This window comes from Kribbella sp. NPDC020701 (genome assembly GCF_055562215.1).
Map to the genome: position 1 here is coordinate 136,722 of NZ_JBVHFT010000013.1, position 25,338 is coordinate 162,059.

The 25,338-nt window shown below is 68.3% G+C and carries 22 protein-coding genes; 11 read left to right on the forward strand and 11 right to left on the reverse strand.

Annotation, left to right across the window (positions count from 1 at the left end):
* Entirely contained in the window at positions 1-615 is a 615-nt protein-coding gene (locus tag ACZ3HV_RS28930; RefSeq protein WP_465688589.1) for an SIMPL domain-containing protein, read from the reverse strand.
* Between the two features lie 90 nt (positions 616-705).
* Here ACZ3HV_RS28930 and ACZ3HV_RS28935 point away from each other — a divergent pair, with 90 nt between their 5' ends.
* Positions 706-1,641, forward strand: coding sequence for a DUF6454 family protein (locus ACZ3HV_RS28935; protein WP_465688591.1), 936 nt, complete (start codon positions 706-708; stop codon positions 1,639-1,641).
* Here the strand turns inward: ACZ3HV_RS28935 and ACZ3HV_RS28940 are convergent.
* Positions 1,634-3,097, reverse strand: a complete 1,464-nt coding sequence (locus ACZ3HV_RS28940) for a restriction endonuclease (protein ID WP_465688593.1) — start codon at positions 3,095-3,097, stop codon at positions 1,634-1,636. The genes ACZ3HV_RS28935 and ACZ3HV_RS28940 overlap by 8 nt on opposite strands.
* A gap of 232 nt (positions 3,098-3,329) precedes the next feature.
* Here ACZ3HV_RS28940 and ACZ3HV_RS28945 point away from each other — a divergent pair, with 232 nt between their 5' ends.
* The gene (locus ACZ3HV_RS28945; RefSeq protein WP_465688595.1) at positions 3,330-4,952 is read left to right on the forward strand and encodes an AMP-binding protein; all 1,623 of its coding nucleotides are present in this window, start codon (positions 3,330-3,332) and stop codon (positions 4,950-4,952) included.
* Here the strand turns inward: ACZ3HV_RS28945 and ACZ3HV_RS28950 are convergent.
* Positions 4,945-5,820 carry a LysR family transcriptional regulator gene (locus ACZ3HV_RS28950; protein WP_465688597.1) on the reverse strand — a complete coding sequence of 292 codons (876 nt, stop codon included), beginning with the start codon at positions 5,818-5,820 and terminating at the stop codon, positions 4,945-4,947. The genes ACZ3HV_RS28945 and ACZ3HV_RS28950 overlap by 8 nt on opposite strands.
* Before the next feature lie 87 nt (positions 5,821-5,907).
* On the opposite strand from ACZ3HV_RS28950, the gene ACZ3HV_RS28955 reads away from it, so the two are divergent.
* Positions 5,908-7,077, forward strand: coding sequence for an MFS transporter (locus ACZ3HV_RS28955; protein WP_465688599.1), 1,170 nt, complete (start codon positions 5,908-5,910; stop codon positions 7,075-7,077).
* Here the strand turns inward: ACZ3HV_RS28955 and ACZ3HV_RS28960 are convergent.
* Positions 7,051-8,007: a R2-like ligand-binding oxidase gene (locus ACZ3HV_RS28960; RefSeq protein ID WP_465688601.1), complete on the reverse strand. Its 957-nt coding sequence runs from the start codon at positions 8,005-8,007 to the stop codon at positions 7,051-7,053. The two genes, ACZ3HV_RS28955 and ACZ3HV_RS28960, sit on opposite strands and share 27 nt — an antisense overlap.
* Positions 8,008-8,196: 189 nt before the next feature.
* Positions 8,197-8,835: a TetR/AcrR family transcriptional regulator gene (locus tag ACZ3HV_RS28965; protein WP_465688603.1), complete on the reverse strand. Its 639-nt coding sequence runs from the start codon at positions 8,833-8,835 to the stop codon at positions 8,197-8,199.
* Between the two features lie 142 nt (positions 8,836-8,977).
* Between ACZ3HV_RS28965 and larE the strand changes: the two genes are divergently transcribed.
* A complete protein-coding gene (gene larE, locus ACZ3HV_RS28970) occupies positions 8,978-10,447 on the forward strand; it encodes an ATP-dependent sacrificial sulfur transferase LarE (RefSeq protein ID WP_465688605.1) in 1,470 nt (489 codons plus the stop codon).
* Between the two features lie 129 nt (positions 10,448-10,576).
* Entirely contained in the window at positions 10,577-10,960 is a 384-nt protein-coding gene (locus ACZ3HV_RS28975; RefSeq protein ID WP_360376146.1) for a cold-shock protein, read from the forward strand.
* Here ACZ3HV_RS28975 and ACZ3HV_RS28980 read toward each other — a convergent pair.
* A complete protein-coding gene (locus ACZ3HV_RS28980) occupies positions 10,957-11,688 on the reverse strand; it encodes a TetR/AcrR family transcriptional regulator (RefSeq protein WP_465688607.1) in 732 nt (243 codons plus the stop codon). The two genes, ACZ3HV_RS28975 and ACZ3HV_RS28980, sit on opposite strands and share 4 nt — an antisense overlap.
* A 98-nt stretch (positions 11,689-11,786) precedes the next feature.
* Between ACZ3HV_RS28980 and ACZ3HV_RS28985 the strand changes: the two genes are divergently transcribed.
* A complete protein-coding gene (locus ACZ3HV_RS28985; protein WP_465688609.1) occupies positions 11,787-13,430 on the forward strand; it encodes an MFS transporter in 1,644 nt (547 codons plus the stop codon).
* 118 nt (positions 13,431-13,548) lie between these two features.
* Here ACZ3HV_RS28985 and ACZ3HV_RS28990 read toward each other — a convergent pair whose 3' ends face one another.
* On the reverse strand, positions 13,549-15,576 hold the full coding sequence (locus tag ACZ3HV_RS28990; RefSeq protein WP_465688611.1) for an MFS transporter: 2,028 nt from the start codon (positions 15,574-15,576) through the stop codon (positions 13,549-13,551).
* Between the two features lie 117 nt (positions 15,577-15,693).
* On the opposite strand from ACZ3HV_RS28990, the gene ACZ3HV_RS28995 reads away from it, so the two are divergent.
* Positions 15,694-16,605 (forward strand): DUF3027 domain-containing protein, encoded by a 912-nt coding sequence (locus ACZ3HV_RS28995; protein WP_465688613.1) that lies wholly within the window; start codon positions 15,694-15,696, stop codon positions 16,603-16,605.
* A 195-nt stretch (positions 16,606-16,800) separates the two neighbouring features.
* Here ACZ3HV_RS28995 and ACZ3HV_RS29000 read toward each other — a convergent pair whose 3' ends face one another.
* Positions 16,801-17,112: a DUF2530 domain-containing protein gene (locus ACZ3HV_RS29000; RefSeq protein WP_360376160.1), complete on the reverse strand. Its 312-nt coding sequence runs from the start codon at positions 17,110-17,112 to the stop codon at positions 16,801-16,803.
* 81 nt (positions 17,113-17,193) lie between these two features.
* Between ACZ3HV_RS29000 and ACZ3HV_RS29005 the strand changes: the two genes are divergently transcribed.
* Positions 17,194-18,666, forward strand: a complete 1,473-nt coding sequence (locus ACZ3HV_RS29005; protein ID WP_465688615.1) for an NCS2 family permease — start codon at positions 17,194-17,196, stop codon at positions 18,664-18,666.
* Here ACZ3HV_RS29005 and ACZ3HV_RS29010 read toward each other — a convergent pair.
* Positions 18,627-19,727 (reverse strand): hypothetical protein, encoded by a 1,101-nt coding sequence (locus tag ACZ3HV_RS29010; RefSeq protein WP_465688616.1) that lies wholly within the window; start codon positions 19,725-19,727, stop codon positions 18,627-18,629. The two genes, ACZ3HV_RS29005 and ACZ3HV_RS29010, sit on opposite strands and share 40 nt — an antisense overlap.
* A gap of 131 nt (positions 19,728-19,858) precedes the next feature.
* On the opposite strand from ACZ3HV_RS29010, the gene ACZ3HV_RS29015 reads away from it, so the two are divergent.
* Both ACZ3HV_RS29015 and ACZ3HV_RS29020 read left to right on the forward strand, forming a co-directional pair.
* Positions 19,859-20,308 carry a MarR family winged helix-turn-helix transcriptional regulator gene (locus tag ACZ3HV_RS29015; protein WP_360376168.1) on the forward strand — a complete coding sequence of 150 codons (450 nt, stop codon included), beginning with the start codon at positions 19,859-19,861 and terminating at the stop codon, positions 20,306-20,308.
* Positions 20,305-21,693: an MFS transporter gene (locus tag ACZ3HV_RS29020; protein WP_465688619.1), complete on the forward strand. Its 1,389-nt coding sequence runs from the start codon at positions 20,305-20,307 to the stop codon at positions 21,691-21,693. Before ACZ3HV_RS29015 ends, ACZ3HV_RS29020 begins: the two co-directional genes overlap by 4 nt.
* Here ACZ3HV_RS29020 and ACZ3HV_RS29025 read toward each other — a convergent pair.
* The gene (locus ACZ3HV_RS29025; protein WP_465688621.1) at positions 21,690-22,436 is read right to left on the reverse strand and encodes a DUF4429 domain-containing protein; all 747 of its coding nucleotides are present in this window, start codon (positions 22,434-22,436) and stop codon (positions 21,690-21,692) included. The two genes, ACZ3HV_RS29020 and ACZ3HV_RS29025, sit on opposite strands and share 4 nt — an antisense overlap.
* A gap of 35 nt (positions 22,437-22,471) precedes the next feature.
* On the opposite strand from ACZ3HV_RS29025, the gene ACZ3HV_RS29030 reads away from it, so the two are divergent.
* The gene (locus tag ACZ3HV_RS29030; RefSeq protein ID WP_465688623.1) at positions 22,472-23,875 is read left to right on the forward strand and encodes a mycothione reductase; all 1,404 of its coding nucleotides are present in this window, start codon (positions 22,472-22,474) and stop codon (positions 23,873-23,875) included.
* On the opposite strand, the gene ACZ3HV_RS29035 is transcribed toward ACZ3HV_RS29030, so the two are convergent.
* Positions 23,858-25,303, reverse strand: a complete 1,446-nt coding sequence (locus ACZ3HV_RS29035; protein WP_465688625.1) for an LLM class flavin-dependent oxidoreductase — start codon at positions 25,301-25,303, stop codon at positions 23,858-23,860. The two genes, ACZ3HV_RS29030 and ACZ3HV_RS29035, sit on opposite strands and share 18 nt — an antisense overlap.
* Positions 25,304-25,338: the final 35 nt, after the last annotated feature.

Here is a 25,338-nt window from a genome sequence, read left to right on the forward strand (position 1 = left end):
TCACGCCCAGGAGAACTGGACCTCGAGGGACACCTCGACGGTGTGCTCGCCGGGGGTGATGTTGATGGCGGAGTCGAATGCCTTGGCGGACTGCTGGACGAACTCCCGGATCGGAGCGTGGCCGTAGGTCTCGGAGATCGACGTGACCGAGCCGAGCGAGTAGCCGGCCAGCGCCGCGAGTTCCCCGGCCTTGGCGCGGGCCTGCCGGAAGGCCAGCTCGCGCGCCCGGACGAGCAGCGGTTCCTTGTCCTCCACGTCGAACTGGAGACCCTGCAGACCAAGGCTGTTGCCGACGGCATCCACCGCCGCTGCGAGCAGCCGGCCGAACCCGGTCAGATCCTTCGTCGTCACCGTGATCGCATGCGACGCGCGATACGCCGCCGCTGTCCCCGGCTCCCGATATTCCTGGTAGACGTTCACCGTGGTCGTCGCGAGCTCGGAGCTCCCGACTCCTTGCTCCCGGAGTGCCGCGATCGCCGCGTCCGACCGCTCACCGACCTGCGCCACCGCCGTGGCGACGTCTGCCGCGACATGCTCGACGCTCAGCGAGACTCGCAGTACATCGGGCGCCGTAGTGACCTGTCCTGACCCGACAACTCTCACCCCTGTGTCCATGCCCGTCAGTTTGGCATCATCTGGTGTCGGTCTGGGTGTCATCCAGGCATCGCACACTGCTTCATCGACTCACGCCCCAAGGAGACTTTGATGCGCAGCCGACTAATCGTCACCACAGCTCTCGCCGGTGTTCTGCTCACCGGGCTGACCACCGCCGACGCGACCGGGAAGGACTCCGGTGTCGCTCGTGCGTTCCAGGCAACGGACCGCAGTACGGCGTGGTCCCTGGTGGAGCGGATCCCGTTGCGGTTCCCGACGTACCACCCGCAGGGTTTCGCTCTGGTGGGAGACCTGATCTTCCTGTCCAGCGTGGAGGTGCTGGAGGCGCCGGTGAAGTACCCGGTGCCGGTGGACGGGTACGACCGCACTCCGGGCAAGGGGATCGGGCATCTGTTCGTGCTGGACGGGCAGGGGAATCTGAAGCAGGACATCCGGCTCGGCGAGGGTACGGCGTACCACCCGGGCGGGATCGACTTCGACGGGCAGACCGTGTGGGTCCCGGCCGCGGAGTACCGGCCGAACTCGCGGGCGATCGTGTATACCGTCGACCCGAAGACCTACCGCGTGACTGAGCGCTTCCGCGTGAAGGACCACGTCGGGGGAGTGGTCCGCGACCGCACCACCGGCCAGGTCCACGGAGTCAGCTGGGGCTCCCGCACCCTCTACGACTGGACGCCCACCGGCCGCCAACTCCAGTCCACCCCCAACGAGTCCCACATCCTCGACTACCAGGACTGCGACTACGTCTCCCGCGGCAAACAACTCTGCGGCGGCGTCACCACTCTCCCCGGCCCCAACAACACGTCGTACGACCTGGGCGGCCTGGCCCTCCTGGACCTCAAGACCAACCGCATCCTCCACGAAATCCCCATCCCAGCTTTCTCCCCCACCACCAACCACAACGCCACCCGAAACCCGGTAGCCCTGGAAACCACCGGCACCAAACTCCGCCTCCTCACCGCCCCCGACGACGGCGAAAACCCCGGCGGCACCGAGATCCAGATCTACGAATCACCCCTCAGCTAGCGCGGGGGATGATGCGGGCGGGGATGTTGTGGGAGTGGCAGAGGGAGAGGAGGGCTGTGCCGTCTATGAGTTGGAGGGGTTTGCCGGTGGCGAACTGGTAGCTGGTGGGGCCGAAGCCGGAGGTGGTGATGAGGATGCCTTTGGTGGCGCCGGCGTCGACGACGGTGCCGAAGAGGTCGCGGACGGCGGACGGGGGGACGGTGCGGGTCCAGAGCTTCGCCTGGACGACGAACTTGCCGCCGGTGATCGGGCGGGGATCGTAGGCCACGCAGTCGATCCCGCCGTCGGTGCCGCGGCGGAACAGGCGGCTCTCCAGCCCCATCCTGGTCAGCAGGTTGTGGACCAGGTGCTCGAAGGACTCGGGGCTGAGCTCCAGCAGGTTCGGCCGGCTGTCGATCTCGCTGATCACGTCGACGGCCTCGATCGTCCGCGGATCCGCCAGGTCGAACTCCAGCACCGGCTCCACCGGTTGCAGCTCCTCCGGATGCCGCGACACCTCCGCCGCGAAGTAGTGCCGCACACACGCGACCGGGTCCAACTGATCCAGTACGAGCGCCTGGAACTGCTCTCGTGTCGCCCGCAGCGTGATCAGGCACGGCCGCACGGTCTGCCCGGTGGTCAGGTCCACGGATTCGACCATCCCGTTGAACACCACCGTGTCGACCACGCCGTACCGATCACTGCCGAAGACCAGATGCAATGCCCGCAACGCCAACTGGGCCACGAGTTGCTGATACAGCCGCCGTAGCTCCGCTGCCTCCCGCGGCACCGCCAGCACCGCGTCGGCAGAACGGTCGTAGCGGTACGACGCCTCCGCCGGTACGACGCTTACGTCCGGGAGATCCCACTCGAGCGCGAGCAACGTCGACTCGGGGACGTACCTGACCCGTCGGCGGCGCGGGAAGTCGAGCGGCTCCGCAACCCGGTCCAGCGCCTTCTGGAAGTACCGCATGACCGCCGCGCGATCGCGGTTCACCACCAAGCGTTCGTACGCGTCGATCCGGGCGTGCTGATCCGCGGTCGCCTCGTCGAGCCGGCGCTGTTGCTCGACCTGGTCCCGCAGCGCCTGGGTCACCCGCTCCCGGCGGTTCTCCTCGGCAGCCCGGTGCCGCTCGATCGCCTCCGCGAACCGGTCCTCCGCGCAGGCGAGACGCCGCGCGAAGCGCCGTTCGGCCCCCCACCAGCGGAGCCGTCCGGGCGGGTGGGGCACGAACGCATCCCAGATCGGTCCGGGATGCGCTTCGAGATCGGTTGGCGACACCGTCGGCGGCGCCCGCCGGGGCGTCCGTTTGAGGGTCTGCAGATCGGTGCCGTGGACATCGATCGCCAGGGCGTCGGCCAGCACGTTGCCCAGGACCCGGACGCACTCCTGCACCGCAGCGGTTCGTTGTGCCGCCTCGGCGGTTCGCCCGGGCGGACGGTCGCTGCGGCCGTGACCTTCAAAGGATCGGCCCATCGCCTCACACCTCTCCACACTAATGTAATGGTACAACCACGCTGCGCGACCGTCATGACGGAGAGTTGGAAAGGACATTGCTTGCCGTCCACCCCCTGTTTCCTGCCGCGCGTGCACCAAGGGCCTGTCGCCCCAGCACACCGAGCTACACCACCGAGCACCTGTTCGCGACTGCAGGGGACGAGGCGACAGGCCCTTGCAGGCGCATCTGCTCGAGGCGACGATGACAACCATGAGCCTGCCGTCTTACGCATCCGGGGTGTCCGAGGTTCCCTTGCTGGGCGAGACGATCGGCGCGAACCTGAGACGCACGATCCGCGAGTACGGCGATCGGGACGCGCTGGTCGAGGTCCAGACCGGAAGGCGCTGGACGTACGACGAGTTCGGCGCCGAGGTGGACCTGGTCGCGCGCGGCCTGCTGGCGCGGGGGATCGCGAAGGGTGACCGGGTCGGCATCTGGTCCCCGAACCGCGCCGAGTGGACGATCACGCAGTACGCGACCGCGATGATCGGCGCGATCCTGGTGAACATCAACCCGGCGTACCGGACCCACGAACTGGCCTACGCACTGAACCAGTCCGGCGTCCGGCTGCTGATCTCGGCGACCGACTTCAAGACCAGTGACTACCGGGCGATGGTCGACGAGGTCCGGCCGGACTGCCCGGCACTGGAGGAGACGGTCTACCTCGGCACGGGGGACTGGGACGAGCTCCGGGACGCCGCCGGCCGCGTCGCCGAGGACGATTTGCACGCCAGGGAAGGCGAATTGGCCTTCGACGACCCGATCAACATCCAGTACACCAGTGGCACCACGGGTTTCCCGAAGGGCGCGACGCTCAGCCATCACAACATCCTCAACAACGGCTTCTTCGTCACCGAGACGATCGCGTTCACCGCCGAGGACCGGCTCTGCATACCAGTGCCCTTCTACCACTGCTTCGGCATGGTGATGGCGAACCTCGGCTGCACCACCCACGGCGCCTGCATGGTGATCCCCGGCCCGGCGTTCGATCCGGCCGCGACGTTGCGGGCCGTGCAGGACGAGCGGTGCACGGCGTTGTACGGCGTACCGACGATGTTCATCGCCGAGCTCGGGCTGCCGGACTTCGCGTCGTACGACCTGACCTCTCTGCGGACCGGGGTGATGGCGGGATCTCCGTGCCCGGTCGAGGTGATGAAGCGCTGCGTCGCCGACATGCACATGGCCGAGGTGGCGATCTGCTACGGCATGACCGAGACCTCGCCGGTGTCGACGCAGACCCGTCGCGACGACGATCTGGACCGCCGTACGTCGACTGTCGGCCGGGTGATGCCGCACGTCGAGGTGAAGCTCGTCGACCCCGCGACCGGGCTCGTGGTCGGCAGGGGCGAGCCGGGCGAGCTGTGCACCCGCGGGTACTCCGTGATGCTCGGCTACTGGGAGGAGCCGGAGAAGACCGCGGAGGCGATCGACCAGGCCCGCTGGATGCACACCGGCGATCTCGCCACCATGCGCGACGACGGCTACGTGAACATCGTCGGCCGGATCAAGGACATGGTCATCCGCGGCGGCGAGAACGTGTACCCACGCGAGATCGAGGAGTTCCTCTACACCCACCCGTCGATCGCCGACGTCCAGGTGATCGGCGTCCCCGACGAGAAGTACGGCGAAGAACTCTGCGCCTGGATCAAGCTCAAGCCCGGCGCCGACCCCGTCGACGCGGCAGCCGTCAAGGCCTTCGCCACCGGCAGACTCGCCCACTTCAAGATCCCGAAGTACGTCGTACTGGTGGACGACTTCCCGATGACGGTCACCGGCAAGATCCGCAAGATCGAAATGCGCGAGAAGTCCGTCGAGCTGCTCGGCCTCACCTGAGGTACTGGGCGAACGCCTTCAAGGCTGGGGTTTCCTCGCCGCGGCGCCAGATGAGGCCGAGGGCGGACTCGGGGACGCCGGTGATCGGGATGTTGACGATGTCGGTACGGCGGTTCTGGTCGGCGCTGGCGCGGCAGAGCAGCATGCCGCCGCGGTCGGCGGCGATCAGCGACAAGCCTTCCTGCAATGTGCTGACCGACGGGCCGCGATGGATGAGTGCGCCCGCGGGAGTCTGCGTCGGTGCCTGAGCTTGGCGCCAGTAACCGGGTGCCGGCCCGGAGACCGCGATCAGCACGGCGTCGGCCAGATCCTCGATGTCCAGGGTGGTGCGGCCGGCGAGCGGATGCCGCGTGGAGACTGTCAGCGTCTGGGGCCGGCGGGAGAAGACCGGGCCGAGGATGAGGTCGTCTTCGGCGACGGGCAGCAAGACGACAGCCGCGTCGACGTCACCACGCCGGAGTGCGCTGAAGGGGTCGTTCAACGGGAGTTCGCAGACGCCGATCAGGCAGTTCGGGTTGTGGGACTGGAAGACCGAGACCGCGTTCAGGATCTCGTCGTTCGCCGTGCCCTGGAAGCCGATCTGGAGCTTGCCCTTCACGCAGGTCGCGTAGTCGCGTGCGTTCTCGACCACCCGTTCCAGCGCCGCGTACGCCGGTCGCAGCGACGTGCGGAACTCCTTGCCGAGCGGAGTCAGCGCGACCCGCCGACTCGTCCGCTCGAACAGCTGCCCGCCGATCCGTCGCTCCAGCGACTGCAGCAGCTGGCTGACCCGGCTCTGCGAGAGGTAGAGCCGTTCCGCCGTACGCCCGAAGTGCAGTTCCTCGGACAGGACGAGGAAGCACTCCAGTTCGCGGATCTCGACTGCCACGGCGGACCTCCGATCGATGAGCTCAGCTAATACAAGCATGACCAGATCGCCGTTGTTCCGCAGCCCGGGCTGCCGAAATCTTGAAGTATGACGACAATCTGTGCCGAACAGGTGGCGACCGGCACCCGCGGCTGGGCTGCCTCGGTGACGATGGCGGCGACCGTGTTCACCGTGGTGACGGCCGAGCTGATGCCGGTCGGCCTGCTCACTCCGCTGAGCGCCGGACTGCAGGTGACCGAAGGCACCGCGGGCCTCACCCTGACTGTGACCGGTGTGGTGTCCGCGCTCGCTGCACCCGTCCTCCCGTTGCTGCTCGGCAAGCTCGACCGCCGCGTCGTCCTGGTCGCGCTGATGACGCTGTTGGGTGCAGCCGGACTGCTCGCCGGCGTGGCGCCGACCTTCACGGTTCTGATGATCGCGCGCGTGCTGATGGGGATCTCGCTCGGCGGCGTCTGGCTGCTCACCGTCGGTCTCGCGCCTCGGATCGTCCCTCCGGACACCGCCGGCCCGGCGACGTCGCTCATCTTCAGTGGCATCGGAATCGCTTCTGTACTTGGCATTCCGGCCGGTGCGTACGTCGGCGAGCTGGTCGGCTGGCGCTCGGCCTTCGCCGCCGTCGGCCTGCTCTCCGTCGCGTTGGCCGCCGCCCTCGCGTTGTTCCTCCCGCCGCTGCCGGCCGAGAAGGCTGTCCGCCTGGCCGATGTCGCGGCGGTCCTGCGGATCAGGCAAGTCCACGTCGGGCTGCTCCTCGTCGGACTTGTTGTCACCGGCCACTTCTCGGCGTACACCTACATCCGCCCGCTGCTGGAGAAATCGGCCGGCATCACTCCCGCCCTGATCGGCACCTTGCTGCTCGCGTACGGCGTAGCCGGTGTCCTTGGCAACTTCCTCACCGGCGCACTCCGCCCCACCCGCGCCCTGACGTTCATCGCGGCCGGTATCGCGGTCGCGACCGTCGCGATGCCCTTCATTGGCACCACCCTCACCGGATCCCTTGTTCTACTGCTGATCTGGGGTCTCGCGTACGGCGGAACGAGCGTGAGCACCCAGGCCTGGGGACATGCCGCGGCACCCAGTGCGCCCGAAGCATCGTCCGCTGTGTTGGTGGGGGTTTACAACGGATCCATCGCACTGGGTGCCTTCACCGGCGGCCAGGTCACCGACCATGCCGGTACGACGACCGTCACCTGGCTACCGGCAGTCCTGGCAATCGCGGCTCTCGTGGTCCTCCTAGCGAACCGCCGCCAGCGCGGCTGAGTCCTCGTCGCCGAAGTCGTCCTCGAGCTTCTCCGGGGAGTAGTCGAGGTCGATGCCGGCGACCTCCGCGCCGACCGCGGACTCGATCGCGCCGAGGCGCCGGGTCGCGCGGTCACCGGCGTACGTCATCAGTGCGGTCGGGTTGATCTCTGGCGGGAGTTCCTGGGAGTTGTCGAGAGCCCACTGGATCTGGACGAGTGCGTGCGGAAGCAGCTCCTCCATGGTGTCGGTGACGACCTTCCAGTTGGTCTCGTCGGCGGCGACGTGCCGGCGGCAGGTGAACGTGCCCCACGCCATGTGCCGGCGTTCGTCGTCGCCGATCCGGCGGATCAGTTCCTGCATGCCGGGCAGGATGCCGCGCGCCGTACAGAGCAGGTTCCACGCGTGGTACCCGGTCAGGGCCAGCGTCCCTTCCACCACGTGGTTGTAGGTGACACTCGCGCGGACCTGGTTGGCCGGAGACGGGTCGTCGGCCAGCGACTTGAGTGCGACGGGCAGGGCCTCGTAGAAGATCGCGCGGTAGCCGGGGTTGTTCTCGACGTAGTGGTGCAGGTCCTCGGTGACGCCGACCGCGTCCAGCCAGAGCCGGAAGACCGCGGTGTGCTTGGCCTCCTCGAAACAGAACTGGGTCAGGTACATCTCGTCGCCGAACCGGCCCTCGGCCGCCATCGCCTGCAGGAACGGCTGCAGGTCCTCGGTCACCGCCTCCTCCCCGGCGATGAACTGCGAGCACAGCATCAACGCGTTGTCCTTGTCGTTGTCACTGAGCTCCTGCCAGTCCCTGGCATCCTGGCTGAAGTCGATGTCGCGCGGATTCCAGAACTTCCGGTTGCCCTTGTCGAACAACCGCAGGGGCAGCCCGTCCCAGTTGAACCCGCCGGACCGGAGCGAGTTGAATCCCTGCCTGTGAAGGGGATTGGTCGTGGTCATGGGGCCTCCCGGCCTGGACTGAGGAGCGGAGGGAGCGAAGCGACTGGAGCGACGAGGGAAGGCCGGGAGTTAAAGCCCCATGACCCGCCGCGCCGGAGGCGTGGCCAAAAGCACGGTCATGGGGCCTCCCGGCCTGGACTGAGGAGTGGAGGGAGCGGAGCGACTGGAGTGACGAGGGAAGGCCGGGAGTCAAGGCCCCGTGACCCTGCCGGCGCCGGAGGCCCGGCCAAAAGCACCGTCATGCTGCCTCCTGGATTCGGTGAGGAAGGGTGAGAGGACGCGACCTAGCTGATCGGCCACCGCCGCCGGGGGAGGGCCGGGCGTGACGATGTGGCTGATGACGACGCGCAAGGCGACGTCCACGCAGCTGGTCGCGTCCTCCGCGGGGACCTCCGGCCAGTGCTCCCTGACATGAGCATCCAGCCGGAGGTGGGCCAGTTCCAGCACCTGCTGCCCCCGTGTGGTCAGCACCTGACTGGCCTGGTCCGATCCCGGCCGGCTCAACGCCGCCCGCACCAGCGGGTTGTCGCCGGCCAGGGTGAGCGCCCGCTCGACCGCGGCCCGCAGGCCGTCGATCGGGTCGGACTGCTCGGCCAGCGCGGCGTTGACGTCCAGCAGGAACCGTTCGGTCTCGCGTGCCGCGACCGCCTCGAGCACGCCCCACTTGTCGCCGAACTCGTTGTAGACGGTCTGCCGTGACACACCGGTCCGGCGGCCCACGTCGGCCATCCGGAGTCCGTCGTACCCGCCCGCGACGATCGCGTCGTACGCGGCGTCCAGCAGCTCGTCCCGCAGGCGGCGCTTGGTCCGGTCGGCGAACGAGTCCATGCAGACGAGGGTTTACATTTTCCCTTCAGATGTCAAGTGCTCGGACAGAGTGGCTTCAGTTGTCAAGTGCGGAGAAGTGCGCCGCGTCGCCGTTTCGGGATGCGAGACCGGGTGGGCAGGCGGACGACGTAGGGTTGGGGACGTGTCAACCGCCGCGATCCAGCCCACCCCCGCCACCGCCGATGTGCCGGAACTGGTGGTCGGTTTCGACCTCGACATGACGCTGATCGACTCCCGGCCGGGGATCCAGGCCGTCTGGGATCTGCTCGCCGCGGAGACCGGCGTAGCGATCGACACCGATCTGGTGGTGAGCCGGCTCGGGCCGCCGCTGACCTGGGAGATGGCCAACTGGTTCCCGCCGGAGCAGGTCGACGCGATGGTCTCGCGGTACCGCGAGCACTACCCGGCGCACGCGATCACCGGCAGCCTGCCGCTGCAGGGGGTGGCCGAGTCGCTGGCCGCGATCCGGGCGCTGCGCGGACGGACGATGGTCGTGTCGGCGAAGTACACCCCGTCGGTGCGGCTGCACCTCGAACACCTCGGCCTGGACGTCGACGAGCCGGTCGGTGACCTGCACGGAGCCGAGAAGGGTACGGCGCTCCGCGAGCACCATGCCACGATCTACGTCGGCGATCACACCGCCGACATCGACGGCGCGCATGCGGCCGGTGCGGTGGCCGTGTCGGTCGCGACCGGCCCGTTCACCGCCGACGAGTTGCGTGCGTACGGCGCTGACGTCGTACTGAACGACTTGACCGAGTTCCCCGCGTGGCTCGATGCGTATGTGCTCGAGCAGCGGCTGGAAGCGTTGATGCGGCGGTTGTCGAGCTACGACAAGCTGGTCGTCGCCTTCAGTGGCGGCGCCGACTCGGCGTTCCTGCTCGCGGCCGCGGCCCGGGCGATCGGTCCGGCCAACGTGGTCGCGGCGACCGCGGTCTCGCCTTCGTTGCCGGTGGCGGAGCTGGAGCCGGCGGCACGGTTCGCGGACGGTCTCGGCGTGCGGCACGTCACCCCGCATACGCACGAGATGGACCGCGAGGGGTACCAGGCCAACGCGGGCGACCGGTGTTACTTCTGCAAGGCCGAACTGGTGGAGACACTGCAGCCGATCGCGGACGAGTTCGACATCACCGCGATAGCGACCGGGACCAACGCCGATGACGCGATCGCCGGGTTCCGGCCGGGGATCCGGGCCGCGTTCGAGCGGGGTGCGCTCACGCCGCTGAAGGACGCGCGACTGACCAAGGCGCAGATCCGCGCGGCGTCCCGCAGTTGGGGGCTCGAGACCTCGGACAAGCCGGCCGCCGCGTGCCTGTCCAGCCGGATCGCGTACGGCATCCGGATCACGCCGAACCTGCTGGCCCGGGTCGACCGGGCCGAGCAAGCGGTCCGCTCACGGCTCGCGGCGTACGGCGTCCAGAACGTCCGCGTCCGTGATGTCGGCGAGACGGCGAGCATCGAGATCGACAAGCACCTGCTGGATCAGGTGGACCAGCAAGCGCTTGTTGATGCGGTCATGGCCGAAGGTTTCCCGGCCGCCAAGCTCGACCCGCGCGGCTTCCGGTCCGGCTCGATGAACGAACGATTGAAGGAGCCGGACAAGTACCGATGAGGTATCGGGCGAATCGGATCCGGTTCAGGTAATTTCCCGGAGGCGCCGCGGCGCTGGTTCACGTACGCTGGGTTCCCGGTCGGGCCGCCTGCCCGATCTTGTTCCGACGATTGACGCGAAGAGGTTCCCGTGCCCGTTGGCAAGGTGAAGTGGTACGACTCCGACAAGGGGTTCGGCTTCCTCAGCAAGGAGGAAGGCGGGGACGTTTACGTCCGCGCCGAGGCGCTGCCCGCGGGAGTGACCAACCTCAAGCCGGGCCAGAAGGTCGAGTTCGGTGTCGTCGAGGGACGCAAAGGTGAGCAGGCCCTGCAGGTCCGGCTGATCGACCCGCCGCCGTCGGTGGCCAAGGCGATGCGTCCGAAGCCGGAGGAGATGCAGCTCGTCATCGAGGACCTGATCAAGCTCCTCGACAACCTCGGCGAGGGCTACCGCCGCGGCCGCCAGCCCGACGGCAAGGCCGCCCGCCAGGTCGCCACGGTCCTGCGCGGAGTAGCCGACAAGCTGGACATCTAGGTCCGGCGGTCGATCAGGGACTGGATGCCGTCCAGGACGGTGGTCAGGCCGAAGGTGAACTCGGCCGCGTCGAAGTCGCCGGCGTAGCCCTCGGGCGGTGGTTGCTCGAGGGTGGCCGCGATCCCCGGGAAGCGGTCCGGGGTGGCGAGCATGGTGAGCCGCTCGGTGTAGAGCCGGTCGGCCTCGCGGGCCGCGTCCGGCTCGGAGTCCATGTGTGCGGTGAGCTGCGCCGTACCGCGGACGTAGATGTTCACCAGGAGCATCGACGACAACCGGTCCTGCGGCGACAGCGGCGTACCGTCGAACGCGTGCAGTGCCGACTCCATCCAGGTCAGCTGGTTCGGTGACAGCGGTGGTTCGAACACCGGGATCTGCAGGATCCACGGATGCTGCCGCAACCCGTCGCGGAACGCCTCGGCCCACGCGGTGATCCGGTCCCGCCAGCCGGTGTGCGCGTCCAGGTCCGGGGGCGCGCCGAACGCGTGGTCGAGCATCACGACGTACAGGTCGTCCTTGGCGTCGACGTATCGGTAGAGCGACATCGTGGTGAAGCCGAGCTCGGCCGCCACCTTGCTCATCGAGACCGCGGCCAGCCCGCCCGCGTCGGCCAGCTTGATCGCCGCCCGCCCGATATCACTGATATGAAACGCCGGCTTCGGCCCCGGCCGCTGCCGCCCCTCGATCCCCCACAACTGTTGCAGCACCCGCGGCAGTTCCGTCTCGTCCATGTCCGCACTCTATCTGTTTACAGCATAGACAGTCTTGTGTATGGTCTGTGTATGGCGCACACAGTGTGCGGCGTAGACAGATAATCCGGAGGGGTGTCATGGGTACGACGCAACGGGCGGGACGCAAGGAGTGGATCGCGCTCGGCGTGCTCGCACTGCCGCTGCTGCTGGTCTCGATGGACGTCTCGGTGCTGTACTTCGCGGTCCCGTTCATCAGCGCGGACCTGGGCGTCTCGGCCACCGAGCAGCTGTGGATCTTCGACATCTACGGCTTCGTGCTGGCCGGCCTGCTGATCACGATGGGCTCGCTCGGTGACCGGATCGGGCGGCGCCGGCTGCTGGTCCTCGGCGCGGTCGGGTTCGGGCTGGCGTCGGTCGCGGCGGCGTACGCACGGAGCCCGGAACAACTGATCGCGGCCCGCGCGGTGCTCGGCATCGGCGGCGCGACCCTGATGCCGTCGACGCTGGCGCTGATCCGGAACATGTTCCACGACCCGGCGCAGCGGTCGAAGGCGATCGCGTTCTGGAGCGCGGTGATGATGGGCGGGATCACACTCGGCCCGGTGCTCGGCGGGTTCCTGCTGGAGCACTTCTGGTGGGGTTCGGTGTTCCTGATCAACACCCCGGCGATGGTGCTGCTGCTGATCCTGGCGCCTTTGCTGCTGCCGGAGTTCAAGACGCCTCGGGCTGGGCGGTTCGACCTGATCGGGTCGGGGTTGTCGCTGGCCGCCGTACTGCCGGTGATCTGGGGGATCAAGGAGCTCGCGGCGCACGGCGCGTCCGCGTTGCCGGTGGTCGCGATCGTGGCCGGCGTGGTCTTCGGGGTGCTGTTCGTCGAGCGGCAGCGGACCGCGGCGTACCCGATGCTCGAGCTGTCGATGTTCCGCAACCGCGCGTTCAGCGGTTCGCTCGCGGCCAACACGGTCGGCACGCTGGCGCTGGTCGGTAACGCGGTCTTCCTCACCCAGTACCTGCAGTTGGTGCACGGGCTGAGCCCGTTCAAGGCGGCGCTCTGGTCACTCGCGCCGTCCGTCCTGGTCGGTGGTGCCGCTCCGCTCGCGACGGTACTCGCGGGGAAGATGGACCGCGCGTACGTGATCGGTGGCGCGTTCATCCTGGCCGCTTCCGGGTACGGCGTACTGACTCAGGTGCACGCCGACTCGTCGCTGGCGGTGCCACTCACCGGTGCCGGTCTGCTCGCGGCCGGGCTCGTCATGGTGATGTCGCTGGTCACCGAGGCGGTCGTCGGATCGGTCGCTCCCGAACGCGCCGGCACGGCCTCCGCGGTGATGGAAACCTGCGCGGAGTTCGGCGGCGCCCTGGGGATCGCCGTCCTGGGCTCCATCGGTACGGCGGCCTACCGCGCCGACCTCCCGTCCGACCTCCCCGCCGACGTCGCGGCTCCGATCCGCGAAGGCCTTCCCGCCGCCACCGCCGCAGCCGCCCACCTCCCCTCCCAGGTGGCCGAGACCGTCCTCACCACCGCCCGCCACGCCTTCACCCACAGCATGAACGTGGTCGCCGTAGTCGGCTGCCTACTCCTCCTCATCACCGCAGTAGCAGCCACCCTCACCCTCCGCGGCACCACCCCACCGCACCCCACCCCCACCGACGACTCCACTTCCACGGACGACCCGACCTCCGCGGACGACCCGACTTCCTCGGGCGCCCCCACCTCCTCGGGAGCCCCCGCCTCCTCGGGAACCTCCACCGCCACTGATCAGCTCCAACTGACCACCTGACCTCTCAGCGGGACCTAGGACAACAACTGGGGCCTTCAGACATGGCACAACCTGTCTGAAGGCCCCAGAAGCTGTCCCACCCCGCAAGATGTGGAGGAGTTCGGGTGGATGGTTGTGGTCAGCGCGGCGGCCGGCGGGTGTCCCCACCCGGGCGCCGGCGGAACAGTCCGCGGTCGCGTCCGCGCTCGACGGTGGGCTCCTCGGCCCACGACTTGCGGTCCTCGACCGTGTCGTCGGCGTCATCCTCCGGCTGACCACTCCACCACCGCCCAACCGGCTGATCCGGTCGCGCAGACCCCCCACCCCGCCGCGGCTCCTGCGAAGCCGAGCCGTCCGGTCGCGCAGACCCCCCACCCCGCCGCGGCTCCTGCGAGGCCGATCCGCCCTGCCGCGGTTCGGGTGAACCCGAACCACCCGACCGCGGGTTCTGTGGAGCCGCGCCGTTCGGGCGCGGGTTGTGCTCGTCTGCCTTCCACTCGACGGTGGGTTCGTCGTGGGTGCTGGAGCGTTGGGAGCGGTTGGCGCGTTGTTCGGCGACGCTGGTGGTGAGGATGGTTCGCGTCGTGCTCTCGGAGCGGCGACCCTCGGCGTCGTGCGGGTGGTGGGATCCGCCGGCGCGCGGGCCGCCGACGCCGCCTGGCTTGAGGGGGCCGGCGGCCGGCTGAGGTGTCGGGCGCATCCGGATCACGAAGAAGACGACCACGAGCAATACGCCGGCGAGGAAGCCGAAGCCCAGGCGGGGGATGAGGGGCAGGACGATCCCGCAGCCGCCGCCGATCACCCACGCCAGTTGGAGCACCGTCTCCGAGCGCGCGAAGACCGACGTACGCACGGACTCCGGAACGTCGCGCTGGATCATCGCGTCCAGCGACAGCTTGCCGAGCGAGCTGCAGAGGCCCGCGATCAGGCCGAGGGCGATCAGCACTGGGAAGCCGTAGAGCACCGCCACCCCGATCGCGACCGCCGCATCCGCGAACAGCACGACCAGGACGACCGTCTCGGGTTTTCGGGCCTTGAGCAAGGATCCGACCAAGGTGCCGAGGCTGTTGCCGATGCCGGCCGCCGCGATCACTGCGGCGACCGCGATCGCGCCGTCGACCCCGCTGATCGGTTTGTCCCGGAGCAGGAAGGCCAAGTACATGGTCAGGAAGCCGGACACGAACCGCAGGCCGATGTTGCACCGGATCCCGCGCGCCACCGCCGCCGTGATCGCGCGCCGCCTCGCGTCGCGTCCCGCCGTACCCGTCACCTCTTCGCCGGCCGGAGAGTCCACCGCGCTCGGCAGCCGGATCGCGAGGATCAGGCCGATCGTGTAGACCAGCGCGGCCCAGCGCAGCGACCACTCCGGACCGATCGCGGCGAAGGCGCCCGCGAGCACCGCACCGATCGTCGCACCGGCGACACCGGCCAGCGAGATCCGGGAGTTGGCCGTGACGAGGGTGATCTCTTTGGGCAGCAGCCGTGGTACGGCGGAGGCGCGGGTGACGCCGTACGCCTTGGACGCGACCAGGCAGCCGAGGGCGGCCGGGTACAGCCAGGCCGAGTTGTGGGTGGAGATGGAAGCAGCCAGGCTCCAGACCAGGAACCCGCGCAGCCCGAGCGTCGCGCCGATCGCCCAGCGGCGACCGTGCCGGAACCGGTCCAGGACCGGGCCGATCAGCGGCGCCATCAACGCGAACGGCGCCATCGTCAGTAGCAAGAACAACGCAACCCGGTCGCGAGCCTGGTCGCTCGGCACCGTGAAGAAGACGGTCCCGGCCAGCGAGACGGCGAAGGCGGTGTCACCTGCGGCGTTCACCGCCCCCAGCTCGATCAGCCGGGACAGGCCCGACTCCCGGGCGCCTTGCGCACCCGTCAGGCCGCGGATCCGCCGCCCGGTCGCCTTGCCGACCTTGCCACCGGCCTCGGCCGTCTTCTTCGAGGCCGACGCGAAACCAGTCGCACCGACCTTCGACGCGTGCCCGACCTTCTTACTCGCACTCCCGAGCTTGTCCCGCGCCCCGGCGATGCGCTCGCCCGCGGACTTCCCGTCGGCCCCCGTGCTACGGGGGCGCTCTGCACCGCCTCCCGCGCCACCGCGCGACTGCTCGCCGGCGGACTTGCCGCCGGGCGTCGCCTTCGGGTCGGCGGGATCCGGGGAGTGCATGGAACCATCCTGCCTCGTACCAGGGACAGACCGCAGTCACCGCGCGTACCGGCTGTGGATTGTGGACCGCCGACGGGGGTTCGAACCATTGGGTGGGGCGTGCGAGAATGGGCGATTGTGACCCCCGTCAGAAGTCCGGAACTCGCGCGTGCCAAGGCCGACGCCGTCTGTGTCGCGGCCGTCGAACCGGCCCGGGAGGCCGCGATCGCCGAGGCCGGCGCCGCTCACATCGGGGAGCACCTCGGTCACCTGGTCGAGGGCGAGCGCCTCGTCACCCACTACTTCGCCTCCACCCACCCCGGGTACCGCGGCTGGCGCTGGGCGGTCACGCTGACCCGCGCCTCCCGGGCGAAGACGGTCACCGTCAACGAGGTCGTCATGCTGCCCGGCGACGAGGCGATCGTCGCGCCGGAGTGGGTGCCGTGGTCGGACCGGGTCCAGCCCGGCGATCTGCGCCCCGGCGACCTGTTCCCGACGCATCCGGACGACCCGCGCCTCGAGCCCGGGTTCACCGACACGGGCGCTCCCGAGGACGTGCTGACCGTCGTCGAGGAGCTCGGACTCGGCCGCGAGCGCGTGCTTTCGCCGTACGGGCGGGAGGACGCGGCCGAACGCTGGTACGGCGGGGACTTCGGGCCGACGTCCGCGATCGCGCAGGCGGTGCCGTACAAGTGCCACTCGTGCGGGTATTGGATCCGCCTGGCCGACAGCCTCGGGCAGGCGTTCGGAGCGTGCACCAACGAGATGGCACCGGGTGAGGGTCGCGTCGTCGCGTACGACTACGGCTGCGGCGCACACTCCGACGCCGTCATCGACCTCCCCGACCAGCCCTCCGCCGAACACGCCTTCGACACCACCGGCTACGACACCCTCGAGCTGGCCCAAGCGGCCAAGGCCGACGCCCTCGAAGCCGAAGCCGTCGAACCCGAGGTAGACGTAACCGAAGCAGCCGCCGAAGAAATCGCCCGAGCCCCGGAGACTCCCCAGCTCGCCGAAGCCCCTGCCGACCCCGAGCCAAACGAGGCCTAAGCAACTCCGCCTCCGCCAGTAAAGGTTCTCTTGGCTGCCTCACGCGGCTGAGTTCTCGGCCGGTCGTGGATTTCGGCTGGTTCTCGGGAGATCTACGACGCCTTTTCACGACTCGGTGAATAGGTCGGGGTGGAACTCACACCTGTACTAACCGCCGATCACATCCGCCCGTGACATCAGTAGGCGGTGTCCGAGTTAGTCTTCGGTTTCGGGGCGGTGGCCTGCTTTGATGGCGTTCCAGCGGCGTACGCAGTACCAGAGGCCGATGAGGCCCAGGCCGAAGCCGGCGACGGTGACCCAGAGCCACCACTCGAGGCCGTCTTTCTTGAGCTCGTCGCGGAAGATCAGGACGACGACGAAGGCGATCGCCCAGCCGATGATGCCGACGATCACGCTGGGGATGCCGGACAGGTCGAGCGGCTTCACCTCGGCGTGGACCAGTTCGCCGCGGGCGAGCTGACTCGTCGGGTCGTTGCGCTTCTTGGGCGCCGCCTGCTCCTCCGTCACGCCCCAACCTTAGCCTGCGCGCAGATAACAGCTTGTCGTCAGTGCTCGCAACCTGTCGGTGGGACCTGGCACGATGCGCTCATGAGCTCGCCCCAGGCCGCGACGGCCCGCTCCGAATCAGGTTTTCTCGAGTCCTTCTTCAAGATCAGTGAACGTGGATCCACCGTCAGCCGGGAGATCCGCGGCGGGCTGGTGACGTTCTTCACGATGGCCTACATCGTCGTGCTGAACCCACTGATCATCGGCACCGTCAAGGACGGCACCGGCCAGTTCGTCGGTGGCGGTACCGACCCGGCCGCGTCGATCGCGAAGATCGCCGTCGCGACCGCGCTGGTGGCCGGCGTGGTCACGATCCTGATGGGCGTGGTGGCGAACTTCCCGCTCGCGCTGGCGACCGGCCTCGGCCTGAACGCGTTCATCGCGTTCTCGGTGGCGACCAAGATGACCTGGGCCGACGCGATGGGCCTGGTGGTGCTGGAGGGCCTGATCATCCTGGTCCTGGTGCTGACCGGGTTCCGCAAGGCGGTGTTCGAGGCGGTGCCGCTGCAGCTGAAGATCGCGATCAGCGTCGGCATCGGCCTGTTCATCGCGTTCATCGGCTTCGTCGACGCAGGTTTCGTCCGGCGTCCCGCCGCGGCCGGCGGTCCACCGGTCGAACTGGGTGTCGGCGGCAACCTTCGCGGCTGGCCGGTGCTGGTGTTCGTGGTCGGCCTGATCCTGATCGTCACGCTGTACGCGCGGAAGGTGAAAGGTGCGATCCTGATCGGCATCCTGGCCGCCACCGTCCTCGCGATCGTCATCGAGGCGGTCACGAAGGTCGGCGCCCGGACCGCGGACAACCCCGGCGGCTGGGGTCTGAGCGTGCCGAAGCTGCCGGACGACTGGTTCACCAAACCCAACCTCGACACGATCGGCGAGTTCAGTCTGTTCGGATCCTTCGAGCGGGTCGGCATGGTGTCCGCGCTGCTGCTGATCTTCACGCTGATGCTGGCCGACTTCTTCGACACGATGGGCACGATGACCGCGATCGGCGCCGAGGCGGGCCTCCTCGACAAGGACGGCAACCCGCCGAACGCGCAGCGCATCCTGATCGTCGACTCGGTCGCGGCCGCCGCCGGTGGTGCCGCATCGGTCTCGAGCAACACGTCGTACATCGAGTCGGCCTCAGGTGTCGGTGAGGGTGCGCGGACCGGGCTGGCGAGCGTGGTGACCGGGATCTGCTTCCTGATCTCGATGGTGGTCGCGCCCCTGGTCACCCTGGTGCCGTACGAGGCGGCGACGCCGGCGCTGATCCTGGTCGGGTTCCTGATGATGACGCAGGTGAAGGGGATCGACTTCGACGATCTCGAGGTCGCGTTCCCGGCGTTCCTGACGATCATCCTGATGCCGTTCACGTACTCGATCTCGGCCGGCATCGGCGCCGGGTTCGTCGCCTTCGTGATCCTCAAGGTGGTCCTCGGCAAGGCCCGCCGGATCCACCCGCTGATGTGGGTGGTGGCCGCGCTGTTCGTCGTCTACTTCGCCATCGGCCCGCTCGGCGACTGGCTCACCTGACGCAATTCGAGGTACGCCGCTCTGGCCGTGAAGAGGTCACGCAGTTCGGCGCTGACGTTGTCGAGGAACTCGGTCCGGTACGTCGAATCGGTCAGCAGCGCGATCGAGTAGTACAGACCGGTGAAGTTGGCGATGCCGACGGCAACCTTCACCAGTGACGCGCTGATCAGCAGCTCGTGGTTCAGCAGGGTGATGTCGTACGACCAGGAGCCGGGCTCGACGCCCCACTGGCCGTAGATGTGCGCGCTGATCGCGAGCATGCCGAAGGCAACGAAGAACAGCCCGACGCCGGCGCTGACCACGAGTACCTGCATCCATTGCCGGATCACCAGGCTGATGCTGATGTTCAGCCGCTGGATCCGGCGCAGCGGCGGGCCGGAGCCGGCGTCGCGTTCGATCGCGTCGACCTCGCGGGGCAGCCGGATCAGCAGGAACAGCGTGCTGAGCGCGGTGAAGGCGATCACCGAGAAGACGATGAACGCGACCGGCATGCCCGCGAACACCTGCCACATCTCGGTGTTCACGAACAGCACCAGTGAGAACACCAGCAGCAACGGCAGCGCCCGGACCAGGCTCGCGACCGAGTTGGCCAGCTCGCCGGCCAGCCGGCGCAGGCCCCAGTACGTCGTCGCGATCAAGCCGTAACCGACCACGACGTACACCGCGCCGAGGAGCAGGAGGTTGCCGAAGGCAATCCCGAAGAACTGCCGGACGTGTCCCTGGGTGACCAGCGGGAACAGCGCCGGCACGAGCACGAAGACCGCCAGTTCAGGGATGCCGAATCGAGTCGGCAACGACCAGAACGGGCGGCCGCGCAGCTTGTTCAGCGCTCCGAACGCGCCGATCAGCACGATCAGGGCGGCCACCGAGGCCAGCAGGTTCTGCCACCACCGCCAGTCCAAGGAGGTGGCGCCGATCATCTCGGCGAGGAATACCAGCACGAGCAGTGGTGTGGCCCGGGTGAAGATGTCGTGCGTCGGCGAGAAGTCCTCGATGAACAACGGCAGCCCCGCTCGCCGGAACCGCTGCTCGTAGCGCTCGAGCTCAGCACTCGTCCCCATGCCCGCGACCCTAGTCGGCCGACGTCGGGCGATGCCATCCGGCGGCGCCGGTCGCCGGAGGGCACTTCCGGGGAATACCACGCCTCGGTAACTTGTTTTCGTTAGCAAAGGTAATGAGTTAAGGTAACGGTATGCCCGAAGTCGTAGCGCAGCAGGTGAAGAGTGACGTCGGGCTGGCGAGTGCCCTGAGGTCGTCCACGTTGCGGTTGTCCCGGCAGATCCGGCGACAGCGTGAGCCTGGTCACGACCTCACCGCCAACCAGCTCAGCGTGCTCGGCGCGCTGTCCAAGCACGAGGCGATGACGATCGGCGAGCTGGCCGCTCACGAGCAGGTCAAGCCGCCGTCGATGACGCGGATCGTGACCAACATGGAGGAGGCGGACCTGGTCGTCCGCCGCCCGCACCCGACCGACAAGCGCCAGATCATGGTCGAGCTCACCGCGCACGCGGACGAGCTGATCACGGCGAACCGCCGGCGCCGCGACGAGTGGCTGCAGACGAAACTCAAAGAACTGACTCCCGAGGAGCGCGACATCCTGCGCAAAGCAGCCCCTGTTCTCGAACGCCTGGCGGCCAGGTGAGCCCCACTTTCCGCGCGTTCAAAGTTCGTAACTTCCGTCTCTACGCCTCCGGTGCGATCGTCTCGAACGTCGGCACCTGGATGCAGCGGGTCGCCCAGGACTGGCTGGTACTCGAGCTGACCCACTCCGGTACGGCGCTCGGCATCGTCACCGGACTGCAGTTCCTCCCGGCCCTTCTGTTCGGCCCGTACGCCGGTCTGATCGCCGACCGCTTCCCGAAGCGGCTGGTGCTGACGTGCACCCAGATCGCGATGGCCACCGTCGCCCTGGTCCTCGGTGGTCTGACGATCGCCGGAGTGGTCCAGCCCTGGCACGTGTATCTGCTGGCCCTGTTGTTCGGTGTCGGCACCGCGTTCGACGCCCCGACCCGGCAGGCCTTCGTGGTCGAGATGGTCGGTCGCGAAGAGCTCTCCAACGCGGTCGGGCTGAACTCCGCGTCGTTCAACGCGGCCCGGCTGCTCGGCCCGGCGCTGGCCGGCCTGCTGATCAACTGGATCGGCACCGGTCCGGTGATCCTGATCAACGGATTCACCTACGCCGCCGTCATCGTGTCGCTGCGACTGATGCGGGTCTCCGAGTTGCACACGCCCAAGCCCGCGGCCCGGGACAAGGGCATGATCCGCGACGGCATGCGCTACCTGTGGCGCCGGCCGGACTTGATGATGGTGCTGGTGGCGGTGTTCTTCGCGGGCACCTTCGGGCTGAACTTCCAGCTGACGTCGGCCCTGATGGCGACCGAGGTGTTCCACAAGGGCGCGGGGGAGTACGGCATCCTCGGCTCGGTGCTGGCGATCGGCTCACTCGCCGGTGCGCTGCTGGCCGCCCGCCGGGTCCGGATCCGCAGCCGGCTGGTGATCGGCGCGGCCCTGGCGTTCGGTGTGTTCGAGATCGTCAGTGCCGTGATGCCGACGTACCTGACCTTCGCGGTGGTCCTGCCGCTGGTCGGACTGGCCTCACTGACCATGCTGACCTCGGCGAACGCGACCATGCAGCTGAGCATCGAGCCGACGATGCGCGGCCGGGTGATGGCGTTGTACATGACGGTTCTGATGGGCGGTACGCCGATCGGGTCGCCGTTCATCGGCTGGGTCGGGCAGGAGTTCGGCGCCCGGTACTCGCTGATCGTCGGTGGTGGAATGACCGTGCTCGGGACGGTCGGGTCGGTGCTCTACTTCAGCCGCCGGCGCGGCCTCGCGATCCGGCCGCGGCTGCTGCCCCGCCCGCGCCTCGAGGTGTTCCCGCAGACCGAGCTCCTCGGCGAGAAGGCCGTGGTCGCTGCCGCCCCACACGATGCCGCCTCACACGAAGCCGCCCCACACGAAGCCGCTCCGCAAGAAGCCGGGAGCAGGCCCGCGGCGAAGGACGTGGGTCCGCAGGTCGCCTAGGGCCGGATCCGGGTCAGCAGACGCGCCGCGAAGAACAGCGCGTCGACGTCGGTCCGGCGTTCGGTCATCATCGCGGCCGGGTCGTGCCGTGGCTTCGGGCGCTCCAGCGGCGTCCGGGCCGTGCTGATCCGGAGGAAGCCGCCGATGCCGAGCCGGCTCTGGTTCGGGGTCCACTCGACGTCGATGATGTCCCCCAGCGGCACCGACCACGGGTTACCATCGGCCCGCTTCTTCCGCCGCGCCCTCCGCTTGTACGCGAACACCAGCCGCCCGGTCTCCACCGACACCGTCGCGTCCCGGCCCTCGAGCCGGTCCGGTGCCGCCGGAGGCGCGACCAGCCACCGTACGGCGGGTGTCGCCGGCACATCCCGCCGTACGAGCATCGTCCGGATGTCGGTGGCCAGACTCTCCGCGAGGGCTCGATCGGCGACCGGGAAGTCGTACGGGGTGATCAGGGCGTCGAAGTAGCCGCCAGTGATCGACTGGAGCGGATCGGCGTGTTCACGCAGCACCAGCCGAAGCATCGGAGGGTCCGAACTCACCTCGATGCTCTTCAGAGCCTCGACCGGCACAACCCGCTCACCGAGCCGCGTCCGCAACGAACTGCTCAGCTTGTCCAGTCCGTTGCGCGGTCCGTCGTACTGCACCCGGAGCGTGCCCGCTCCGTCCCAGCCGATCGTCCCGTTCGTGCTCTTCAGCTCACCCACCGCCACCTTCCCATGATCCCCGTTGAGCCGGGTCACCGTCAGGTGCTTGCACCCGACCCTGACAATGGGGTGTGACTCACTACGATCTCGTCATCATCGGGACTGGTTCCGGGAACACGATCGTGAACCACCGGTTCGCCGACTGGAAGGTGGCGATCGTCGAGCGCGGCACGTTCGGCGGCACCTGCCTGAACGTGGGCTGCATCCCGACCAAGATGTTCGTGCACACCGCCGACCTGGCTGCCACGCCGTCGGTGAGCTCCCGGTACGGCGTCGACGAGCAACTGCTCGGCGTCCGCTGGCCGGAGGTCCGGGACCGGATCTTCGGCCGGATCGACCCGATCGCGGCGAGTGGTTCGGAGTACCGGCACCACCACGCCGACAACGCCAACGTCACGGTGTACGACGGCACCGGCCGGTTCACCGGCGTCAAGGAACTGACCGTCGACAACAAGGACGGGACGACGAGCGTGTTCAGCGCGGACCGGTTCGTGCTGGCCGCCGGTAGCCGGCCGATCGAGCCGTCCATCCCCGGCCTCGAGGACGTCGGCTACCACACCTCGAACACGATCATGCGGATCGAGCAGCTGCCGCGCCGGCTCGGCATCATCGGCAGCGGCTTCGTGGCCGCCGAGTTCGCCCACGTCTTCTCGTCGTACGGCGTCGACGTCACGCTGATCGCGCGCTCGAAGCTGCTACTGCGTCACGAGGACACCGACGTGGCCGAACGCTTCACCGAGATCGCTCGCGGCAAGTACGACGTACGCTTCAACCACGAGACGATCCGGGTCACGCGGCAGCACGACGGGACGATTCTGATCAAGACGCTGGACCCGGACGGCGCCGACGAGATCGTGGTCGACGAGCTCCTGGTCGCAGTCGGTCGTACGCCGAACTCCGACGTACTCAACCTGGACGCGACCGGGGTCGAGGTCGACAAGGAAGGCCGCGTGGTGGTCGACGAGTACCAGCAGACCACCGTCGACGGCATCTATGCGCTCGGTGACGTGACCACGCCGCACCAGCTGAAGCACGTCGCGAACCACGAGGCCCGCGTGGTGAAGCACAACCTGCTCAACCCCGACGACCGGATCAAGGCCGACCACCGTTTCGTCCCGCACGCCGTGTTCAGCTCGCCGCAGATCGCCGCGGTCGGCCTCACCGAGCAGGAGGCCCGCGACCGCGGAATCCCTTATGTGGCAGGCGTCGAGCAGTACGCCGACATCGCGTACGGCTGGGCGATGGAGGACACCACCGGTTTCGCGAAGATCCTGGCCGACCCGAAGACCGCACAGATCATCGGCTGCCACATCATCGGACCGCAGGCGTCCGCGGTGATCCAGCCCGTCATCCAGGCGATGAGCTTCGGCCTCGACGCGGTCTCGATGGCGCGCAACCAGTACTGGATCCACCCGGCCCTGTCCGAGTTGATCGAGAACGCCCTGCTGAAGATCAAGCTAGACCCGGAAGGCTGAGATCACGTCGCCGACCGCGTCCAGGGTGTCGAGGTCGGGCAGGCTGATCATCACCTCTGCGACACCGGCCTCGGAGAGTTCCCGGAAGCGGCCGATCTGGTCGTCGACCGTGCCCGCGTTGACCGAAGCGGCGTACCGGGCCGGGTTCACATTGCGCGGCCGCAGACCGTTCACCAATGCCTCGAGCTCGCGAGAATCCTTACCCACAAGGGTTGTGGACAGATGCGTGAGCTCGACCTTTCCAGACAGGTAGGAGGCACGCTTGCGTACCTGAGCGACGTCACCGAAGACGTTGACCGCATCGGCATACTGGGCGGCCAGGCGCAAGGTCCGCGGACCGCTGCCGCCAACCAGTACAGGCAAGTGCTCCTGTAAAGGTCGCGGATAGCACGTCGTGTCCGGAATGTCGAGCACCTTGCCACGGAACGGTTTGTTGCCTGGTCCCCATAAAACCGGCAGCAACTGCAACGCGTCCTCGAGCAATGCGTAGCGTTCGCCCACCGATGGAAAGGGCCAGCCATAAGCCTTGTGCTCGGCCTCGAACCAAGCCAGCCCCACACCACAGACAGCTCGGCCACCGCTCAAGACGTCGAGAGTTGCGGCGATCTTCCCGAGGTGCGCAACGTTCCGGTAGGTGATGCCGGAGACCAGAGTGCCAAGGCGCATCCGTGTGGTGCAGGCAGCGAGATATCCGAGCGTCGTCCAGCTCTCCAGGAAGTCGTCCCAGGCCCGCCCCACCTGCGGGATCTGCCGGAAATGATCCATCACGTAGATCGCGTCGAATCCCACCGCCTCAGCACGCGTAGCCACCTCGCGGATCCAGGTAGCGGTCCCGGTCCGGCCGGCCTTGTGCGTGTAGCTGCTCAACTGCAACCCGAACCGCAACCCGGTCGGCGTCTCGACCTGTCGGGCGGCCGCCGCACCAGACTCGACGAAGGTCGAAGGTACGACGCGCAGCGCGGTCGGCTGCAGCACATCGTCGTACCCCTCGTCCGGCAACTCCTTCTTCACCGCGTTCCACGTGCGCAGTTGCGCGGTCAGCACGTCGGCCGGTATCCGCTTCGACCGTGAGCGGTTCCGTCGCCGGCACTCGGCGGCCGGGGTGTCGAAACCGACTGCCACACAAGGCATTCCGGCCTCGCGCGCCAACCCGAGCCACCGCATCCGCCGGTCCCGATCCAGCCCGAGCGTGTCGATCACCGTCGTCAGGTGCCGACCGATCCGTTGCCGCACCACCTCTTCCAGCAACGCGAACGCGTCCGTACTGGCGGCGATGTCGTCCTCCCCGGCCCCGACGAGTGCCCGCAGCCGATCACTCGACACGATCAGCTCCGCCCCGAACCGCTCCGCCGCCCAGGCCGACTTCCCCGACGCCCCAGGCCCCACCAGCACCACGACGCAGGGCGACGGCAACTTCCGCTCATCCATGCTGCGATCCTCCATGAGGCGAGTTTCCACCACAG